The sequence below is a fragment of the Maribacter corallii genome (genome assembly GCF_047345415.1).
Taxonomy (GTDB): domain Bacteria; phylum Bacteroidota; class Bacteroidia; order Flavobacteriales; family Flavobacteriaceae; genus Maribacter_C.
In genome coordinates this window covers 58,290-73,569 of sequence record NZ_JBLFEP010000005.1, presented here as the reverse complement: position 1 = coordinate 73,569, position 15,280 = coordinate 58,290, and the positions used below count along the sequence as shown (strand labels likewise).

Below are 15,280 nucleotides of genomic sequence, written 5' to 3'. Positions count from 1 at the left end.
AGCACTTATTAGCTATGTTTTATAAACGGTGTTCTCCTTTTTATTGTTCCACCATATCGAATGTCGGAAGGAATATATCATTCAACATTGCAAAGGGTAATTTATCATCTTGAGAATTGTAAGCTCCTCCAGTAAATACAACAACTATATCCAACTCTGGAAGAATCATAATATACTGACCTCCATTTCCGGTTGCAGTTTTGGAAACAACAATTTTGTCGTTTACTTTAAATGGAATGTTCCACCAAAGATAACCATAGTCAATTCCTGTAATTTTGGTTTTCGGTGTAGTTGATTCTTCAATCCAGTTCTCCGATACGATTTTTTTTCCGTTCCATTTTCCCTTATTGAGTACCAATTGTCCAATTTTTGCCATATCCCTTGAAGTCATATATAATCTCTTTCCAGATGGTATGATTTCTTTATCCGACGTATGTCCCCAATTGATATTATCAATTCCCATAGGGCTGAATAAATATTTCTCAGCGAATTTGTCAATTGTCATTCCCGAAGCTTGACTTATTATTTCTGCGATTAAAACGACACCCATTGAACAGTAATTTGATACTGCGCCTGGTTCATTGACCAATGGTAAATCAAGGGTATATTGAAGCCAATCCTTTTTTTTATAGACTTTGTCCTCTTGCCCTTTTGATTTTTTGTTCCAATCGTTACAATCAAGTCCGCTTGACATGGTCAAGAGATTTTTGATGGTGATGTTATTCTTCCTCTTATCGAGATTCTTTTTGGGCATAGGACTTTTGAGATATTTTGACATTGGGTCGTCAATGTCTTCAATAAACCCTTTGTCAATTGCAATTCCCAATAAAATTGACCTGATGCTTTTCGTGGTAGAACGAAGGTCGTGAGGTTGGTCTGCCGAATGCTCTTTAAAATACTCTTCAATAATCAGGCGGTCATTTTTTATCAATAAAACACTGTGTATTTCGTTTTCTTTGTTTTTTAATTGGCCGAATGCTTTATAAATCAAAGTCGTGTCAACGTTTTGAGATTTTAAATTTTCCGTTTTCCATCCGTCCCCAAGTTCTTTCGGTTGGGAATAGGTATAGGGGTCCTGTCCATAACAAAGTGAATTAACGAATAATGCTAGGATTGTTAATGCTGTTATGTTTTTCATAATAAAAGGTAATGTTTAGTATACGAGTAGTAGCGGATTTTGAGGTATGAACCTTTCCTTCTAGAAACGACTTTAAATATAAACAAGCGACTTCGATTAAAAACCGAAACCGCTATTATTTTTATACCCTGTTGTGCGTTCGCATCTTCTTAAGCTGACTTGCTATCCATATTTATTCTCCGTGATATATAGTAGCATACATTTCAGCCAATTTTGAAGGCGCTTCTTTCCAAGCGTTGAACATTCCGAGTCCCATTTCGTCAGGTACAATGTCCAATTCTCCCGCTTCTACTTTATCCAAAATTACGATTGCAATTCCGTCCGCTGCTGGCATATTCCATTCGCTTCCTTTGTTCATATCTGTGTCAATTGCTCCTGGATTTATTGCGTGAACCGTTATTCCTTTTTTGGCAAGTTCAATTCTTACTGAAAGTGTAGCTGAGTACAAAGCCGATTTTGATGCTGAATAACCGGCAATTGAAGGAAGTGGTGAATAAGCTACAATAGAAACAAGATTGACTATTTTTGATGGTGCGTTTTTTTCTAATATCGGTGCAAATGCCCGCATCATATTTATGGTACCATAATAGTTCACTTTCATATCATTTTCTACAGCATCGATTTTTCCCGTTAGAACACTACCTTGACTCAAAACTCCTGCATTGTTTATGAGAACTTCTACGTCTTTTGTTTGTTCTGAAACGTTTAAAATTTCGGCATTATCTGTAATGTCCAACTCCATTGTTACCACTCTGTCGTCTCCAAAATTTGGCATTTTACCTAAATTTCTGGAAGTGGCGTAAATTTTTCTGGCTCCTTTCGCCAAGGATGATTTTACGAGTGATTTCCCAATTCCTCTATTCGCTCCTGTAATGAGTAGTACTTTGTCTTTCAATGTCTGCATATTGCCTGATTTGATTAATAATCGGAATGCAAAAATACATTGACGGTTGTGCTTATAAAGCCCGATACTTGCGGTTTTAAATGTCGATTGTTCTAAAGGTTAAATTTATTCTTGGATGTTTTACTTTTTTGGTTGGGGGCAATCGGTGAAGCCAGTTTGTTTGCGTTTCACCTCTCATAACCAGCAGACTACCTCTTTCTAAATGCACTGAAACAGTGTGTTTTGTTTCTTTATGTTTAAAAGAAAATTTGCGTTCTGCCCCAAAACTTAATGAACCAATTGCACCATTTTTTTTCAAATCTTTTTCACCATCACTGTGCCAGGCCATTCCCTCGTTTCCATTATGATAAAGATTAAGCAAACAAGAGTTAAACTTTTCTCCCGTCTTATTTTCTACAATTTCCTTCAGTTCTAAAAGTTCTTTTGTCCAAGGTAGTGCTGATTTGGTAGTTTTTGAATACGTATAATCAAATGGTTTATCCCCATACCATGCTACTTTACGTTTCGTAATAATCAATTTTCCAAGAATAATAGCTTTGTCGTTTGCCCATTGAATATTCTGTAGCAATTGGTCGAAATAATGTTGCGCTTTTTCGATATTCATTACTGAACCGTAATAATTTACTTCTCCATCAAAAGGTAAGATATTAGCATTTTTTGTGGCATTAAATAAGTCCATTTCTCCAGATTTTATAGTCGGCTCGCAAACAATGTCCACAAGGTCTGAAACCAAGCTCTTTGGCTTCTTCGATTGTATTGAAAAAAATACGGTTTTTTCTTTTCATTCTTTTGCCCGATCGGCATTGCAGGGTTCCGTAGATTTTTAGCTTGAGATTTCCGCCATAAGTAACTTCCTTTTGCCTTATTTTTTGATAAAGTTCGGCATCATCAATTTCGATATGTTTTATCATTTGACTAACTGGTTGCTTCGTGGAATATAACGCCTGAAGTATGTCGTTCTCCACTGATAACTTCACTTACGCCATGTTTCATATGTACTCGATAATAACCTCTAGTTCCTTTAACTGGTCGGAAATTTGTAGTAAAAATGAGTATATCGCTTTTTTTTGGTTTTAAAACTATGGCTTTCGATTGTGCCCTTGGCGTTTGTTCTGTCATGACAAATTCTCCACCTGTAAAATCCGTATCTGGTTCGTTTAAAAAGAGGACACATTGCATGGGGAAATATATCTCTCCATATAAATCTTGATGCAACGTATTAAAACCACCTTTTCCATATTTTAAGATCAATGGTGTTGGTTTTAACTGATTATTTTGTTGACAAAGAGATTGTAATTCCTCAAATGTTTCGGGAAATTTTTTATTGATATTGAGCACTTTCATCCAAAGATTTGCGATAGGCGAAAGTTTAGGATATATTGTTTCCCTTACTATTTGAATGGTTTCAGGAAGTGGATAATCGAAGTATTTATATTCGCCCAGACCAAAACGATAGCGTTCCATTACAACCGTTTTTCGATATAGTTTTTCGTTATTGTATTCCTGTATTAGTTCATTGCATTGTTCGTCTGAAAGCATTTCGGGAATAATGGCATACCCTTTTTCGTTCATTGATTCAGTTACAGATTGCCAATCGGTTGCGGCAAGTTTTGTTTTCAAGTCTTCCATTGCTATACCCAAATATTCGGAGTGTTACTTTTTGATGCTTCCCAACCGATAATTGCTGTTTTACGGGGTGTTCCCCACATATAACTACCGATAACCCCTGTGGACTGAATAACTCTATGACAAGGGATCAAATAAGCAATAGGGTTATTTCCGATCGCAGTTCCGACCGCTCTCGAAGCTTTCGGTTTTTGAATGAGGTCAGCAATAGTACCATAAGATGCTAGATTTCCCGTTGGGATTTTTAAAAGTGCTTCCCAAACTTTCAGCTGAAAATCTGTTCCTTTTAGGTGTAGTTTTATTTTATTGATCTTGCTCCAATCTTGTGTGTAAATTTGTAAGGCATTTTGTTGAATTTCGTCCTTTTTTTGAATAAAACTTGCTTTTGGAAAGCGTTTTTCCAATTCTGAAAACGCAGTTTGTTTATCATCCGAGAAGCCCATATAACAAATTCCTTTGTGTGTTGAAGCGACTAGAATTCGCCCAAATAAACTTTCAGCGAAACTATAGTTTATGATCAGGTTTTTTCCCCTGTTTTTGAATTCTCCAGGCGTCATTCCCTCTATTTTGACGAATAAATCGTGTAATCTTCCGGTTCCCGAAAGTCCTGTTTGGTACGCGGTTTCAAATAGAGTGGATTGTGAATTACGTAGCATCTGTTTTGCGTGTTGAACACTAATAAATTGCAAGAATTTTTTAGGACTAACTCCTGCCCAGTCCGTAAACATTTTTTGAAAATGAAATGAACTTACATGAACATTTTTTGCAATTTCCTCAAGAGTTGGTTGTTTTGTGAAGTTTTGTTGTATGTATTCAATGGCTTCTGCTATTCGAGTATAATTTATGTATTCTTGCTCTTTCATTACGTTCAAATTTTATAAAGTCAAAAATAGAATTGATATCACTCTTAGAAAACCCGAAACTTGCTGAATGCACAACGGTTGGGTAAGTGTAGTGAGAAAGCAGAGAACCTTTTGGTTTTAACAAATAGTCAAAACTTTATGCTCCTGTAGTTGGGCAGGCAAGCCCGAACCCCGAACTATCCATTGGTTATGTTACCACAGATTTTCTGCTCCAGCTAGTTCTTTCATCATTTGATTATATCTATTTACTATTCTTGATTCGGGAACCATAACCAAACAGCCAAATACATAATCATATTCAATCCCATATTTTGCACTTAATTTTTCTCTTTTTTTTATGGTTTCATCCGAGATGAATCCATCTCCTACTATCGGTTTTCTGCCATTTTTAAAATCTAAAATTGCCTGGTTTTCATTTTGGCGGCAGGCGTTTCTTGAGATTACATTCGAATTGAACAAATATATGTCCAAACTATAAAAAGGATTTGTAAAGGGATTCTAAACCACAAATAGGGAAGACCATTTCCGTCAAATGTTCCTTTTTGATAATTCACATTATTAATTGAAGCATAAATATTAGCCGGTAACATGAGCAGCAGAAAAATGATTAGTGTCAACCCGGCTATATACTTAAATCTAAAAGTAACAAGTCCTATTGCCATTAAGATTTCAAATATTCCCGTTAGGTAGACAAAACTTTCTTTGAAAGGAATAAATTTTGGTATCATCATTGACATTCCTTTTGTAAACATAAAATGTCCAATAGCCGTGAATAGGAGCATTGTTGACATAGCAATTCTGGCGGATAGGGCAAAATCATATTCTTTTTTGATGATTTTAATTGCAAAAATGGAGATAGCAAAACTTAACAATAGTACAATTAGTGTTTTCATGTCTTTCGAAATTATTGAAGTGTAAAATTCAGAAAACACCGAAGTAAAAACAATGAACCCAAGTTAAGTAATGCGTCTTCTTATTCTGCTTAATGCTTGTGGAGTTACACCAATGTATGATGCAATATATTTTAATGGGATTTGCTTTAACAATTTCGGTCTGTCAGAGAATAAGTCCAAGTATCGTTCTTCTGCTGTTTTACTCAATAAGGCAAGTTCTCTCTTTGATTTTATTAAAAACATATTTTCGGCCATTTTTCGTCCGATAATATTTCCATTGCTTGTTCTTTCATAGACTTCTTCTAAGTCTTTGCTGGAAATTTTCCATAAAATGGTGTCGGTCAACGTTTCAATTTGATATTCAGAAGGGGTTTGTGTTAAAAATGAATCATAACCTGTTACAAATTCATTGTCAAATAAAAAACCAAAGGTTAAGTCAGATTCTTCTTTTGGAATATAAAGTCTGATCACTCCTTTTGAAACAAACGACAAATAATTTTCAATTTCACCAATTTTTAATATCGTGGTATTTTTTTCAAGTCTTACTTCTTGTAGTTTTGAAGAGAAAAAGTCCCAATCAGAATCGTTCATCGGAGATATAGTGTCAATAAACTTTCTGATTTCGTTCATTTTCTTTTTTTACTTGTGGCTAGCGGTTTTTTCTATGATTTCGTTACATGTTTCAGTAACTAATTTAACAAACGCAAACCAACTAGAAAATCCGCGATGATTTTCCTAAGTAGGGGAGTGCTAGCAGTGAATTATGCACATTGTTAGGCATTGTTTTTTACTCCGCTGTTGTTTTTATTTTCATTTCTTTTTTTCATTGTCTTGCTAAAAAGTAAAACCCCAACCCGACAGCTATCGGGATTGCGACCTCATAAAAATATGCAAACCGATGGTCTAAGTAACGCATCCTGTAGTGTTTATAGGTTGTGTAGAACGTTTTTTCCGTTCCAATCTGACTTCAGAAATCTTAATGCGCTTTCGAGTCATTAAACTGCCATAGCACATTCACAAGTTGCCATTTTCCATTTAGTTTTACAATGTGCATATAATCGATCCAATCGTCTGCTATTAGTTTTACGGAAGCTACCTTATCGAACACATCAAGAATGATCACTTCTTTTTTTGGGTTTTCAGGAAATTTGTCCTTGTCTAGATTATAAGTTTCTGCAAGTAAAATCATAGCATCGGTAAAAGTTTCCCGTAAATATTCCTTACCTGTTTTTTTATTCGTCCAAAAAGTCCTTTTAACCATTCTTGGATGAGCTGCGCCTTCGAACTGTTCAGGCTTTACATTATGTTGGGATTCAATGTAATCCAATGCAACTTGTTTGATGTCTAAAGAGTCCTGTTTGGTTTGTCCCTGAAGGTAAAGCGTTAGGGCGAAAAATAGAGACATTGTAAGGATAATTGATCGTTTCATAATTGATTTTTAAATTGATTAATGCCTTATAAGGGTTGTGTATATGAGCTGTGATGTGTTGGCACAAATCGTTCCAATTGGGTAAAGGTCACGTCATAGCTTATCTACTGTATCGTGTTGAGTATTTTTATTCGTTCATAATCTTTTTTATCAATACAATCTGTCCTAAATGATAATAACTGTGCTCTATCATTCCGTCAATATTTCGTAAATAACTTCCGTATTTTTCGTCAACGAAATTCTCATTAAGTTGTCCTTCAGGCATTTTCTCGATTAATTCAGCAAGTTTTTCCGTGTCGTCCCAAAATTTATTCTTGAATGCGTCCCATTCAGTTTGCGATTCAATGGGTGGAAAGTCGAAACTGTATTTATCCTTAATTTCAAGTTTCCCATGATCAAATACGTTTTTTATTCCCATTATGTAATAATGGATATGTTGAGCCAAAATTGAAATTGAATGTAAAGATCCAACTTTTTTTGTTGAAATTTTCCAATCTAAATTGTCTATTTGGTCTTTAAAATTCGTGTTCGCAATCCAAGTTCCGTTTAGGATTACCTCTTGAAGTCGGTTTGCTAGTTGTTCGCTTTTTGTCATATTGAAGCATGTTTGGTCATATTTCACACCACGGTCTCGGCTAGATACATTTAGATGCTATCGCTTCATAGGTTTTCCACCAAGCACATAACGAAATCTTTTGGTTTTGCCGGTAACCGGAGGGCAGGTTTTTCTTTTTTTGTCCAAAGCTAAACCCTAAAGATTTAGCAATATTATGCAAATTCGCAGAACTTTCGATTTAGCTTTTAAGTGCGTATTACTGTGTATGATTTTTACTCTGTCTACCTTTAGACTTCTTATAATCGAGGGTTTACTAAATCATTCCCAATTCATAATTTCCAATCCAATACCGCCGTTTTTTAGCACTGTTAAACTAAGCTCCATTTCGTGATACTTATCTGGTACGTCTAAACTTTTAAACTCGTCTGGATTTTCTTCTTTAAAAGCTCTCAACCATTTTTCAGATCTATAAATATTGATTATTCCTAAACTGTTGTCAAAAGCCCAGCTGTAATCAGTACGCCCCACATTGCCACAGTACATACGCTCATCGTAGTCGACTAAGCATTCATCAAATTCTAGTAAAGTGATTGTGATAGTAACAGCTGCTCTTCGATTTTCAGACGGTTTCTGCCTTTTGAAAATAAATTCATCGCGCACGGGTTCATTTTTATTAAGCTCGAGGACCCAATTTCCATGTAAATCAGTTGCTGTAATTGTCTTGTTTTGCCCATTCATTAGTAGTCCCAAAGCAAGACCTATCAAAGTAATGAACCCTGTTCTTGTCATACGCTGTCAGGCATCAAAAATTGCTCCATAATTTTAAACACGGCGGTGCGTACAATAATAGCCGACTGCGGTGCATTTTCTTGTCACTACAAAAGAAAGATAAAGCGAGCCACAACTCCTTAATTTACTGTCTCCTTGATGATTTTATGATGCTAGCCTTTCGTCATTCAATCTCCTTTTTAAGGATATAGTAAGCACTTGGATTTACGAAACGATACTCATTATTCTTTATGATTATTCTAGCGTTGTCATCAGCCCAAGTATTGTTGCCCATATATGTTTTTAACGTATCTGCCTTTTCGTCACGTTCTGATTGAATAGTCAAACCGTTCGAAATTGATTTCACTTCTATGGAATAGGTATAAGAACCTCTTACAGCTCCGGTATATTTCCCTTCCAAAAGTTTAGTGTCAATATCTAAATCAATACTTTGTGGTTCATTTTTATCTAGCAATTGCCATGAAATTTCATCTGCAAAATAACTCGCCCCTTTAGGTCCGGTTGTGTTTACTAAGCAAATGATATATAAATCTTCATCCGGATAATATCTGGTATCGGTTAAGAAACCGTTGATACCTCCGCCATGACCAATTCTATGATTCCCAAAATCTGAAGAATTCGTTAAAGCTTTTGCGTAATGGATATTGGAGCCGTCTTTTAGTTGACCAGGAGTAATTAATGATTGATATAGGTTTTCCGATAATACTTTTCCTTGATGTAGCGCAGTCATCCAAATTAATAAATCTTTGGTGCTACTCGAAAGAGAACCAGCAGCATATGGCCATAAATGATTTAAATACCTCTTTTGTTTAAGACCATCAGGAGAATAACCATAGCCATACACTTTATTCTTAGCGATTTCTATGTTGGAGCTATAAGAAGTGCTGGTCATTTCTAAAGGGTCAAAAAAAGTCTCTTTTAAATACGCTTCGTATGTCTGTCCTGTTACTTTTTCAATAACTAATCCCAGAAAAAAGTAAGCCGAATTGTTATATATCAATGCTTCCCCTGGTTCGAACATAAAGGCTTTTGATTCTACTAAACGAACTAATGAATCTCGAGGAAGGTCCTGAATCATTAATTCCCCAAATTCTGCCATAGCGGTATAGCTTGGAATACCTGATGTATGATTCAATAAATTGTCAATGGTCACTTTTCGGCCCTTAGTATCGAATTCCAAGTATTTCGTGAAATCATCATTTAAAGCGAGTTTTTTCTCTTCAACCAATTTAAGTATGGCAGCTGCGGTAAATTGTTTGGTAACGGATCCAATTTCAAAAACACCATCTTCAGGCACAGGAACAGAAAGCTCTAAACTAGCATATCCATAAGTCTTTTTTATCAGTGTTTTTCCGTTTTGATAAACAAGAACGGATGCTCCTGCAATTTGCGAGCTATCTACACCTACTTGAAATAATGAATCAGTATAGGATTGTAATGGCGTTGTCTTTGAAATTTTAGTTTTTTCTTTGCAGCCAATAATGATAAATGCTATTGTTGTAAGAACTATTATTATCTTTTTCATTGGTAATTCGTATTAGAAGATTAATTTTTATGGGCTTCTTTTCGATTTAAATATATACCAGGAGCATTCCCGGTCATTTCTTCATTTTGCAAAACAGGAATTCCATTTACAAATGCATGAATAACCCCACTGGCATATAAATTTGGTTGCTCGAACGTAGAATTGTCAATAATTGTTTCTGGATTAAAAATTACGACATCCGCAGGTAATCCATCTTTAATTCGACCTCTATTTTTAAATCCTATGACATCGGCAGGTAAGGATGTCATTTTGCGTATTGCATCCTCTAATGATAACAGTTTCAAATCACGCACATAATGCCCCAATACTCTTGGAAATGTTCCCGTGTTGCGAGGATGACCTCCAGAAGCTGTTGAATGCTTCACATATAGGCCATCACTAACAATCATATTCCACGGTTGTAATAAAAGGGTCTGCACATCATTCTCATTAATGCCTCCCAAGGTTATTGCTGTGCTTTCTTTGCCCTTAATTAATAATTCACAGACCAAATCAAAGCCACCCATTTTTCTTTCTTCTGCAATTTCTGAGAGATACTTGCCAACTAGTTCAGGATAATCTTTACTATTGGTAATTCTCATACTTGAATAACCAGTAGCCTTTAACCACGCAAAGCCGCCATTTTCCCCGTTTTCACTTGTTTGTTTTATTCGAGATCTTTTGTCTTGATCCGCTAAAGTTAACTTCATCAAACGCATAGCCTCATCTAATTTGTTGTTACTCGCTAGACTATCTATAATTCGACGTTCTTCCATATAAAAAGGTAAAACAATAATGGTTTCCAAATTTTCTACCTGGGCACCATCATAAGGATATTGATCAGATACGATATCGAATCCATCCGCTCTTGATGTTTCAACCATATCTATGATTTCCGATATGGCTCCTTCGTTATGTAAACCAACCGCTTTGAGGTGGCCTAGTTTTCCGGTTATGTTGGCTTGAGTAGCTATTTCAATAACTTCTCTATGTGATTTGACAAAAGCATGTACAGGATTTCGAACATGGGAATCGTAAATTCCATTGTAAGGCGCAACTTCCTTTGCCAATGCTACAATTTCATCAGTGTCACTATAGATTCCCGGTTCGTACATTAAACCAGTTGATAAACCAATGGTTCCCATTTCCATTCCCGCTCTTACTAAGGCTTTCATTTCTTCCAATTCTTCATTCGTGGGTGACCTTTGTTGATCTTCTTTCATTACTTCTTTACGAATACCATTATGCCCTACATAGAAGGCTACATTGGTGCCAATACCATTTTCATTATAGGCATTAATCATTTTAAGTATATCACTCGGAGAATGGTAACCATCAGGTCCTCCAACTACGGTTGTGACCCCTTGTTTAATATAGGTCTCATTTAAGCGGTTGACGGTATCGATTATACTCCAATCCGAATGATTGTGAATATCAAGAAATCCAGGAGCGATAACTAAGCCAGTTGCATCTATGGTTTTTAGAGCATCAACGTTTTCTCCTAGTTTTACTAATTCCATTTTGCCATTTCGAATCAATAGATTCCTTTTAATAGCTGGATTTCCAAGGCCATCAATAATAGTTCCGTTTTGTATGAAGAAATCAGCAGGTTGATGTTGAATACACGAAAAAAAACCTGTAAGACCAATAATTAGGAAAATATATTTTTTCATAGTTCTTAATTTATTTGAGGCTAAGGGTTGCGCCAAGGTTAGATGCTTTAATTAGTTAAAAATCAGATAACTACGGACGAAAGAGCAATGAATTTTAGGGTTCGTTGTGCATGGTTTTTTAATTCGCTACTTCTGCTATCATATAAACGGAAGCTGCAATATTGTGAGGCACACTAACTCCAACTGCTGTTCGAGTGTGTTTTCCGATTTCCCCAAATACTTCCACAATAAAATCGGAAGCACCATTCATTGCATCAGCTTGTTCAGTATTTTCCGAAGTAGAATTTACCAATCCATGCATAGCAACAATACTAGTTACTTTGTCTAGAGAGCAAAGTGTTTTAATTGCCGCTAAACAACCAATTGCACAAGGTTTCGTTGCATATTTACTTTCTTCTAAACTTATATCTTTTCCAAGTCTTCCTTTTTTGACAATTCCATTCTCAACAGGAATTTGTCCAGCTATATAAATCAGATTCCCAGCTTGCTTCGCAGGAACATAATTCGCAACTGGTTTAGGAACTTCCGGTAGTTGAATTCCTAACTCATTTAATCTAGTTTCAATTTTATTCATCGGTTTTGGTTTAAATTATGTCCAACGGTTTGACTTTTAGCAGTAGCATCGCTTAGGATGCACTTGCCTTTGGGTTTTATTGCTGTCATTTTTATAGCGTCTTTCATAGAGCTAAGGCACTCAATTTATTCTATCCAGAATGAAGGCCTGCCATTCCGCCTGTTCCATAATAGCATCGTTTCTTGCACTTGACCCTGTATGACCTGCCCCCATATTCATTCTAAGCAAAGTAAGCCCGTCCTTATCCTTTCGTTTCTCGCGAATGCGTGCTACCCACTTGGTAGGTTCCCAGAATGCAACCCGTGCATCATTAATCCCTTGAATAGCTAGAATATCGGGATAATCAAATTCACCAATATTCTCGTAGGGAGCAAAGGACTTGATCGATTTGTAATAGCGTTCTTCTTTCGGATTTCCGTACTCTGGATAGTCTAGAGTGGTCACTGGAAGGGTTGGGTCCAGCATTGAATTTAGGCAGTCTACGAATGGCACTTGGGCAACCACGACCTTGGCGAGATCGGGCCGAAGGTTAATTGTTGCCGTGACAAGAAGTCCGCCAGAACTACCCCCCACAAGTGCAAGTTTGTTTGGTGAGGTGAATCCGGCATTGAACATGCCTTCAGCAGCTGCCACAAAATCGCTGAAGGTAACACCAGAACGTTCCAATTTTCCTGCATCGTGCCAGCGCTTGCCGTAATAACCTCCACCCCGAGGATGAGCAATGGCAATGGTAAAACCCCGTTCAACTAAACTGGCATACTCCCTAAAGACATCATGTCCCGGCTCCATAATCACACCAACTGCACCATATCCGGTAAGTATGGTAGGTGAACTACCATCAGGGCGCGCATTTTTTGGTCTCAGGTAGGTCACTGGAATTTTTGTTCCATCAGTAGCCGTTCCGAAAATAACCCCTGCCTCTAATTTATCGACATCGTAAGCTGGCTTGCGCTGATAAATGGTTGTCAAACTCCTGGTGCTAGGGTTATATCTATGCACCGTAAAAGCAGACAATGGTCCAGAGGTTATCAGGCAAATATCTTCTCTATCGTATTCCGGGCCAAGATGAAAAGCGGTAAAGCCAGCTCTAGGAGTAGCCTGTATGATATGTTCTTCGCTGCCATCGTGGCGGGCGACCCTGACTACTCGCCGCCCATCTCTTCGTTCTTCAAATACAAGCCAGTCTCGAATCACAGCGAAGGCTCGAATTTGCACGCCTGGTTGTTCAGGGACCAACACTTCCCAACTGTCATTTTCTTCAGCTACTACTTTTCTTCTAACAAGTTGACCATCACGGGCGCCATTACCATCGTTAACACCATAAAACCATCCATCATTTTCACCTGTCCGAAGGTGTTCGATTTCGGTAACCCGAACGCTATCCTGCAGGCTAACAATTTCACGTGGATTGGCTCCTGAATTTATCGCGTCGATGACCAGAATGTGCGAGGCATCATCTGCGAAGGAATGAATGAAGATCCAATCGCCAGATCTCGCCGTTATTAAATCCACCCAGAATTTGCCATCCTTCTCTTGAAATAACAATTTGTCGGTCTCAGGGTCTCTACCAAACTGGTGACTCCAGACTTCACTGGAGCGCTGAGTCTTGTCTGGTCGTGTATAATATAGTGTAGAACCGTCTCGACTCCAGGCCAGACCGTAAGCCGAGACCTTCTCTGGTTGAACTAGGCGGTCAAAAGAACCATCTAGAGCACGAATTCGCAATGCGGCCAGATCATCGCCATTGGTGTCTTCGAGATAGGCCACCAAAGTTCCGTCGGGACTTACCGCATGATGGGTTACATTATAATATTCATGACCATTGGCAAGGACGTTAATGTCGAGAACAACTTCCTCCTTTCCTCCATCTAACGGTCTTCGAAGGTAGATAGGGTATTCTAAAGAGGCTTCTTCTCGGTCGTAATATTCATATTCACCATCTTTTTCGGGCGGAAATTCTTCACTTTCTGGTACTTTTGATTTTATCTCATCATACAGTTTATCCCTCAAAGCCAAATTACCCTCCATAATAGCGTCAGTATATGCATTTTCCCTTTCGAGATGTGCAATAACAGCCGTATCGTTTCGGTTGTGCATCCAGCTGTACTCATCAATTCGGGTATCACCGAAAAGGGTAGTTTCAACTGGTTTTTTTTTGACAAATGGTGAAGAAGGAGTCTTGTCACGGCACGATACCCCTAGCAATAAAATAACGATTAGGCAATACCTTCCAAAATAGTCAACCATGGTCATTCGGTTTTAATTGGCTACAAGGCCCCGTGTATAATATCGTAACATTCCGCAGCGTGCAATGCACTATCCAAAAGGTTAGCACCGGTTTATAGTATTAGTTTTCCTTTCAAAACAATTTGAGCTTTGCTTTTTATCGTCATTTGCTCCTCATTGAGTAACTCAACTTCCATAAACCCACCTCTTTCAGAACATTGAAAAGAATTCATCTTCGATCTCTTTAATTTATCTCCCCAGTATTTTGCCAAAAAAGTATGTGTTCCCCCGGTTACAGGGTCTTCATTCGTTCCGCTCCAAGGCCAAAAATATCTTGACTCAAAATCAAATTCCGCCTTTGTGGAAAGTGCAGTTATAAGCACTCCGTTAATCTCTTTATGTGACTTCTTTAGCTTGTCAAAATTGGGAGTTAAATCTTTCAATATTTCTGCACTCTGAATTTCAAGTAACACTATTTTGGTTTCAGCATTATACACGCTATTATTCACTTCTTCGATTCCAAGTGCTTTAAGTAATTCAAATGGGACTTCAGTAGGGATTGTTCCATAAATTGGGAATCTCATTTTTATAAACCCGTCATTAAGTTCAATTGGTAATTTCAAGTTCTGAATATTCACGAAGGTGAATGAGTTTTGCGCGGTTTTTTCAAAAAGAACCTTAGAGGAGGCAAGAGTAGCATGCCCACATAAGGGTATTTCCATGACAGGTGAAAAGAATCTGATCGGATATTCATTATTCTCATTGAGCTCTCCAATAAATGCCGTTTCTGATAATCCTAGTTCTTTGGCAATTGAAAGCATTTCCGAATCAGAAAGTTCAACCGGTACTATGCAAACACCTGCCGGATTTCCTTTAAAAGGTTGGTCAGTAAATGAATCAACTATATATGTTTCTATATTTTTCATTCTTATTACTTGTCTCTAATTGGCGCCTAACGTTTCATATTAGAGCGGTGTTAGGCATACATAGGATTTCGCACCGCACACCAGACATATTTAAAATGGGCAGATTTTCCGATTGAACAATCCCAAAGTATTAATTTAATACTTTATTAACCTCTTGT

17 protein-coding genes are annotated in these 15,280 nt (G+C 37.3%); all 17 read right to left on the bottom strand.

Annotated elements, in window-relative coordinates:
* Window positions 1-40: 40 nt before the first annotated feature.
* Window positions 41-1,138, bottom strand: coding sequence for a serine hydrolase domain-containing protein (locus ACKWCA_RS17775; protein WP_413979573.1), 1,098 nt, complete (start codon window positions 1,136-1,138; stop codon window positions 41-43).
* 172 nt (window positions 1,139-1,310) lie between these two features.
* A complete protein-coding gene (locus ACKWCA_RS17770; RefSeq protein WP_413979572.1) occupies window positions 1,311-2,042 on the bottom strand; it encodes an SDR family NAD(P)-dependent oxidoreductase in 732 nt (243 codons plus the stop codon).
* Between the two features lie 76 nt (window positions 2,043-2,118).
* Complete coding sequence (locus ACKWCA_RS17765) at window positions 2,119-2,721, bottom strand: alpha-ketoglutarate-dependent dioxygenase AlkB family protein (protein WP_413979571.1); 603 nt, start codon at window positions 2,719-2,721, stop codon at window positions 2,119-2,121.
* The gene (locus ACKWCA_RS17760; protein WP_413979570.1) at window positions 2,708-2,953 is read right to left on the bottom strand and encodes an Ada metal-binding domain-containing protein; all 246 of its coding nucleotides are present in this window, start codon (window positions 2,951-2,953) and stop codon (window positions 2,708-2,710) included. Before ACKWCA_RS17760 ends, ACKWCA_RS17765 begins: the two co-directional genes overlap by 14 nt.
* A 4-nt stretch (window positions 2,954-2,957) precedes the next feature.
* The gene (locus tag ACKWCA_RS17755) at window positions 2,958-3,671 is read right to left on the bottom strand and encodes a 2OG-Fe(II) oxygenase (protein WP_413979569.1); all 714 of its coding nucleotides are present in this window, start codon (window positions 3,669-3,671) and stop codon (window positions 2,958-2,960) included.
* A 2-nt stretch (window positions 3,672-3,673) separates the two neighbouring features.
* Entirely contained in the window at window positions 3,674-4,531 is an 858-nt protein-coding gene (locus ACKWCA_RS17750) for a bifunctional helix-turn-helix domain-containing protein/methylated-DNA--[protein]-cysteine S-methyltransferase (RefSeq protein WP_413979568.1), read from the bottom strand.
* Window positions 4,532-4,723: 192 nt separating this feature from the next.
* Window positions 4,724-5,002 (bottom strand): FEKKY domain-containing protein, encoded by a 279-nt coding sequence (locus tag ACKWCA_RS17745; protein ID WP_413979567.1) that lies wholly within the window; start codon window positions 5,000-5,002, stop codon window positions 4,724-4,726.
* Complete coding sequence (locus ACKWCA_RS17740) at window positions 4,972-5,424, bottom strand: DoxX family protein (protein WP_413979566.1); 453 nt, start codon at window positions 5,422-5,424, stop codon at window positions 4,972-4,974. The genes ACKWCA_RS17745 and ACKWCA_RS17740 overlap by 31 nt, the downstream gene beginning before the upstream one ends.
* A 63-nt stretch (window positions 5,425-5,487) precedes the next feature.
* Window positions 5,488-6,054: a Crp/Fnr family transcriptional regulator gene (locus ACKWCA_RS17735; protein WP_413979565.1), complete on the bottom strand. Its 567-nt coding sequence runs from the start codon at window positions 6,052-6,054 to the stop codon at window positions 5,488-5,490.
* 346 nt (window positions 6,055-6,400) lie between these two features.
* Window positions 6,401-6,853, bottom strand: a complete 453-nt coding sequence (locus ACKWCA_RS17730; RefSeq protein WP_413979564.1) for a nuclear transport factor 2 family protein — start codon at window positions 6,851-6,853, stop codon at window positions 6,401-6,403.
* Between the two features lie 127 nt (window positions 6,854-6,980).
* Window positions 6,981-7,448, bottom strand: coding sequence for a DUF1572 domain-containing protein (locus ACKWCA_RS17725; protein ID WP_413979563.1), 468 nt, complete (start codon window positions 7,446-7,448; stop codon window positions 6,981-6,983).
* Between the two features lie 279 nt (window positions 7,449-7,727).
* The gene (locus ACKWCA_RS17720) at window positions 7,728-8,198 is read right to left on the bottom strand and encodes a hypothetical protein (RefSeq protein ID WP_413979562.1); all 471 of its coding nucleotides are present in this window, start codon (window positions 8,196-8,198) and stop codon (window positions 7,728-7,730) included.
* 163 nt (window positions 8,199-8,361) lie between these two features.
* Complete coding sequence (locus ACKWCA_RS17715) at window positions 8,362-9,723, bottom strand: serine hydrolase domain-containing protein (protein ID WP_413979561.1); 1,362 nt, start codon at window positions 9,721-9,723, stop codon at window positions 8,362-8,364.
* Window positions 9,724-9,743: 20 nt separating this feature from the next.
* Window positions 9,744-11,396: an N-acyl-D-amino-acid deacylase family protein gene (locus tag ACKWCA_RS17710; protein WP_413979560.1), complete on the bottom strand. Its 1,653-nt coding sequence runs from the start codon at window positions 11,394-11,396 to the stop codon at window positions 9,744-9,746.
* A gap of 118 nt (window positions 11,397-11,514) precedes the next feature.
* On the bottom strand, window positions 11,515-11,970 hold the full coding sequence (locus ACKWCA_RS17705) for a RidA family protein (RefSeq protein WP_413979559.1): 456 nt from the start codon (window positions 11,968-11,970) through the stop codon (window positions 11,515-11,517).
* Between the two features lie 120 nt (window positions 11,971-12,090).
* Window positions 12,091-14,217: a prolyl oligopeptidase family serine peptidase gene (locus ACKWCA_RS17700; protein WP_413979558.1), complete on the bottom strand. Its 2,127-nt coding sequence runs from the start codon at window positions 14,215-14,217 to the stop codon at window positions 12,091-12,093.
* A gap of 92 nt (window positions 14,218-14,309) precedes the next feature.
* Window positions 14,310-15,122, bottom strand: a complete 813-nt coding sequence (locus tag ACKWCA_RS17695) for a PhzF family phenazine biosynthesis protein (RefSeq protein WP_413979557.1) — start codon at window positions 15,120-15,122, stop codon at window positions 14,310-14,312.
* Between the last annotated feature and the right edge of the window lie 158 nt (window positions 15,123-15,280).

Coding starts and splice junctions, on each gene's coding strand:
- ACKWCA_RS17775 (WP_413979573.1), bottom strand. CDS start 1,138: ATGAAAAACATAACAGCATTAACAATCCTAGCATTATTCGTTAATTCA.
- ACKWCA_RS17770 (WP_413979572.1), bottom strand. CDS start 2,042: ATGCAGACATTGAAAGACAAAGTACTACTCATTACAGGAGCGAATAGA.
- ACKWCA_RS17765 (WP_413979571.1), bottom strand. CDS start 2,721: ATGGACTTATTTAATGCCACAAAAAATGCTAATATCTTACCTTTTGAT.
- ACKWCA_RS17760 (WP_413979570.1), bottom strand. CDS start 2,953: ATGATAAAACATATCGAAATTGATGATGCCGAACTTTATCAAAAAATA.
- ACKWCA_RS17755 (WP_413979569.1), bottom strand. CDS start 3,671: ATGGAAGACTTGAAAACAAAACTTGCCGCAACCGATTGGCAATCTGTA.
- ACKWCA_RS17750 (WP_413979568.1), bottom strand. CDS start 4,531: ATGAAAGAGCAAGAATACATAAATTATACTCGAATAGCAGAAGCCATT.
- ACKWCA_RS17740 (WP_413979566.1), bottom strand. CDS start 5,424: ATGAAAACACTAATTGTACTATTGTTAAGTTTTGCTATCTCCATTTTT.
- ACKWCA_RS17735 (WP_413979565.1), bottom strand. CDS start 6,054: ATGAACGAAATCAGAAAGTTTATTGACACTATATCTCCGATGAACGAT.
- ACKWCA_RS17730 (WP_413979564.1), bottom strand. CDS start 6,853: ATGAAACGATCAATTATCCTTACAATGTCTCTATTTTTCGCCCTAACG.
- ACKWCA_RS17725 (WP_413979563.1), bottom strand. CDS start 7,448: ATGACAAAAAGCGAACAACTAGCAAACCGACTTCAAGAGGTAATCCTA.
- ACKWCA_RS17720 (WP_413979562.1), bottom strand. CDS start 8,198: ATGACAAGAACAGGGTTCATTACTTTGATAGGTCTTGCTTTGGGACTA.
- ACKWCA_RS17715 (WP_413979561.1), bottom strand. CDS start 9,723: ATGAAAAAGATAATAATAGTTCTTACAACAATAGCATTTATCATTATT.
- ACKWCA_RS17710 (WP_413979560.1), bottom strand. CDS start 11,396: ATGAAAAAATATATTTTCCTAATTATTGGTCTTACAGGTTTTTTTTCG.
- ACKWCA_RS17705 (WP_413979559.1), bottom strand. CDS start 11,970: ATGAATAAAATTGAAACTAGATTAAATGAGTTAGGAATTCAACTACCG.
- ACKWCA_RS17700 (WP_413979558.1), bottom strand. CDS start 14,217: ATGGTTGACTATTTTGGAAGGTATTGCCTAATCGTTATTTTATTGCTA.
- ACKWCA_RS17695 (WP_413979557.1), bottom strand. CDS start 15,122: ATGAAAAATATAGAAACATATATAGTTGATTCATTTACTGACCAACCT.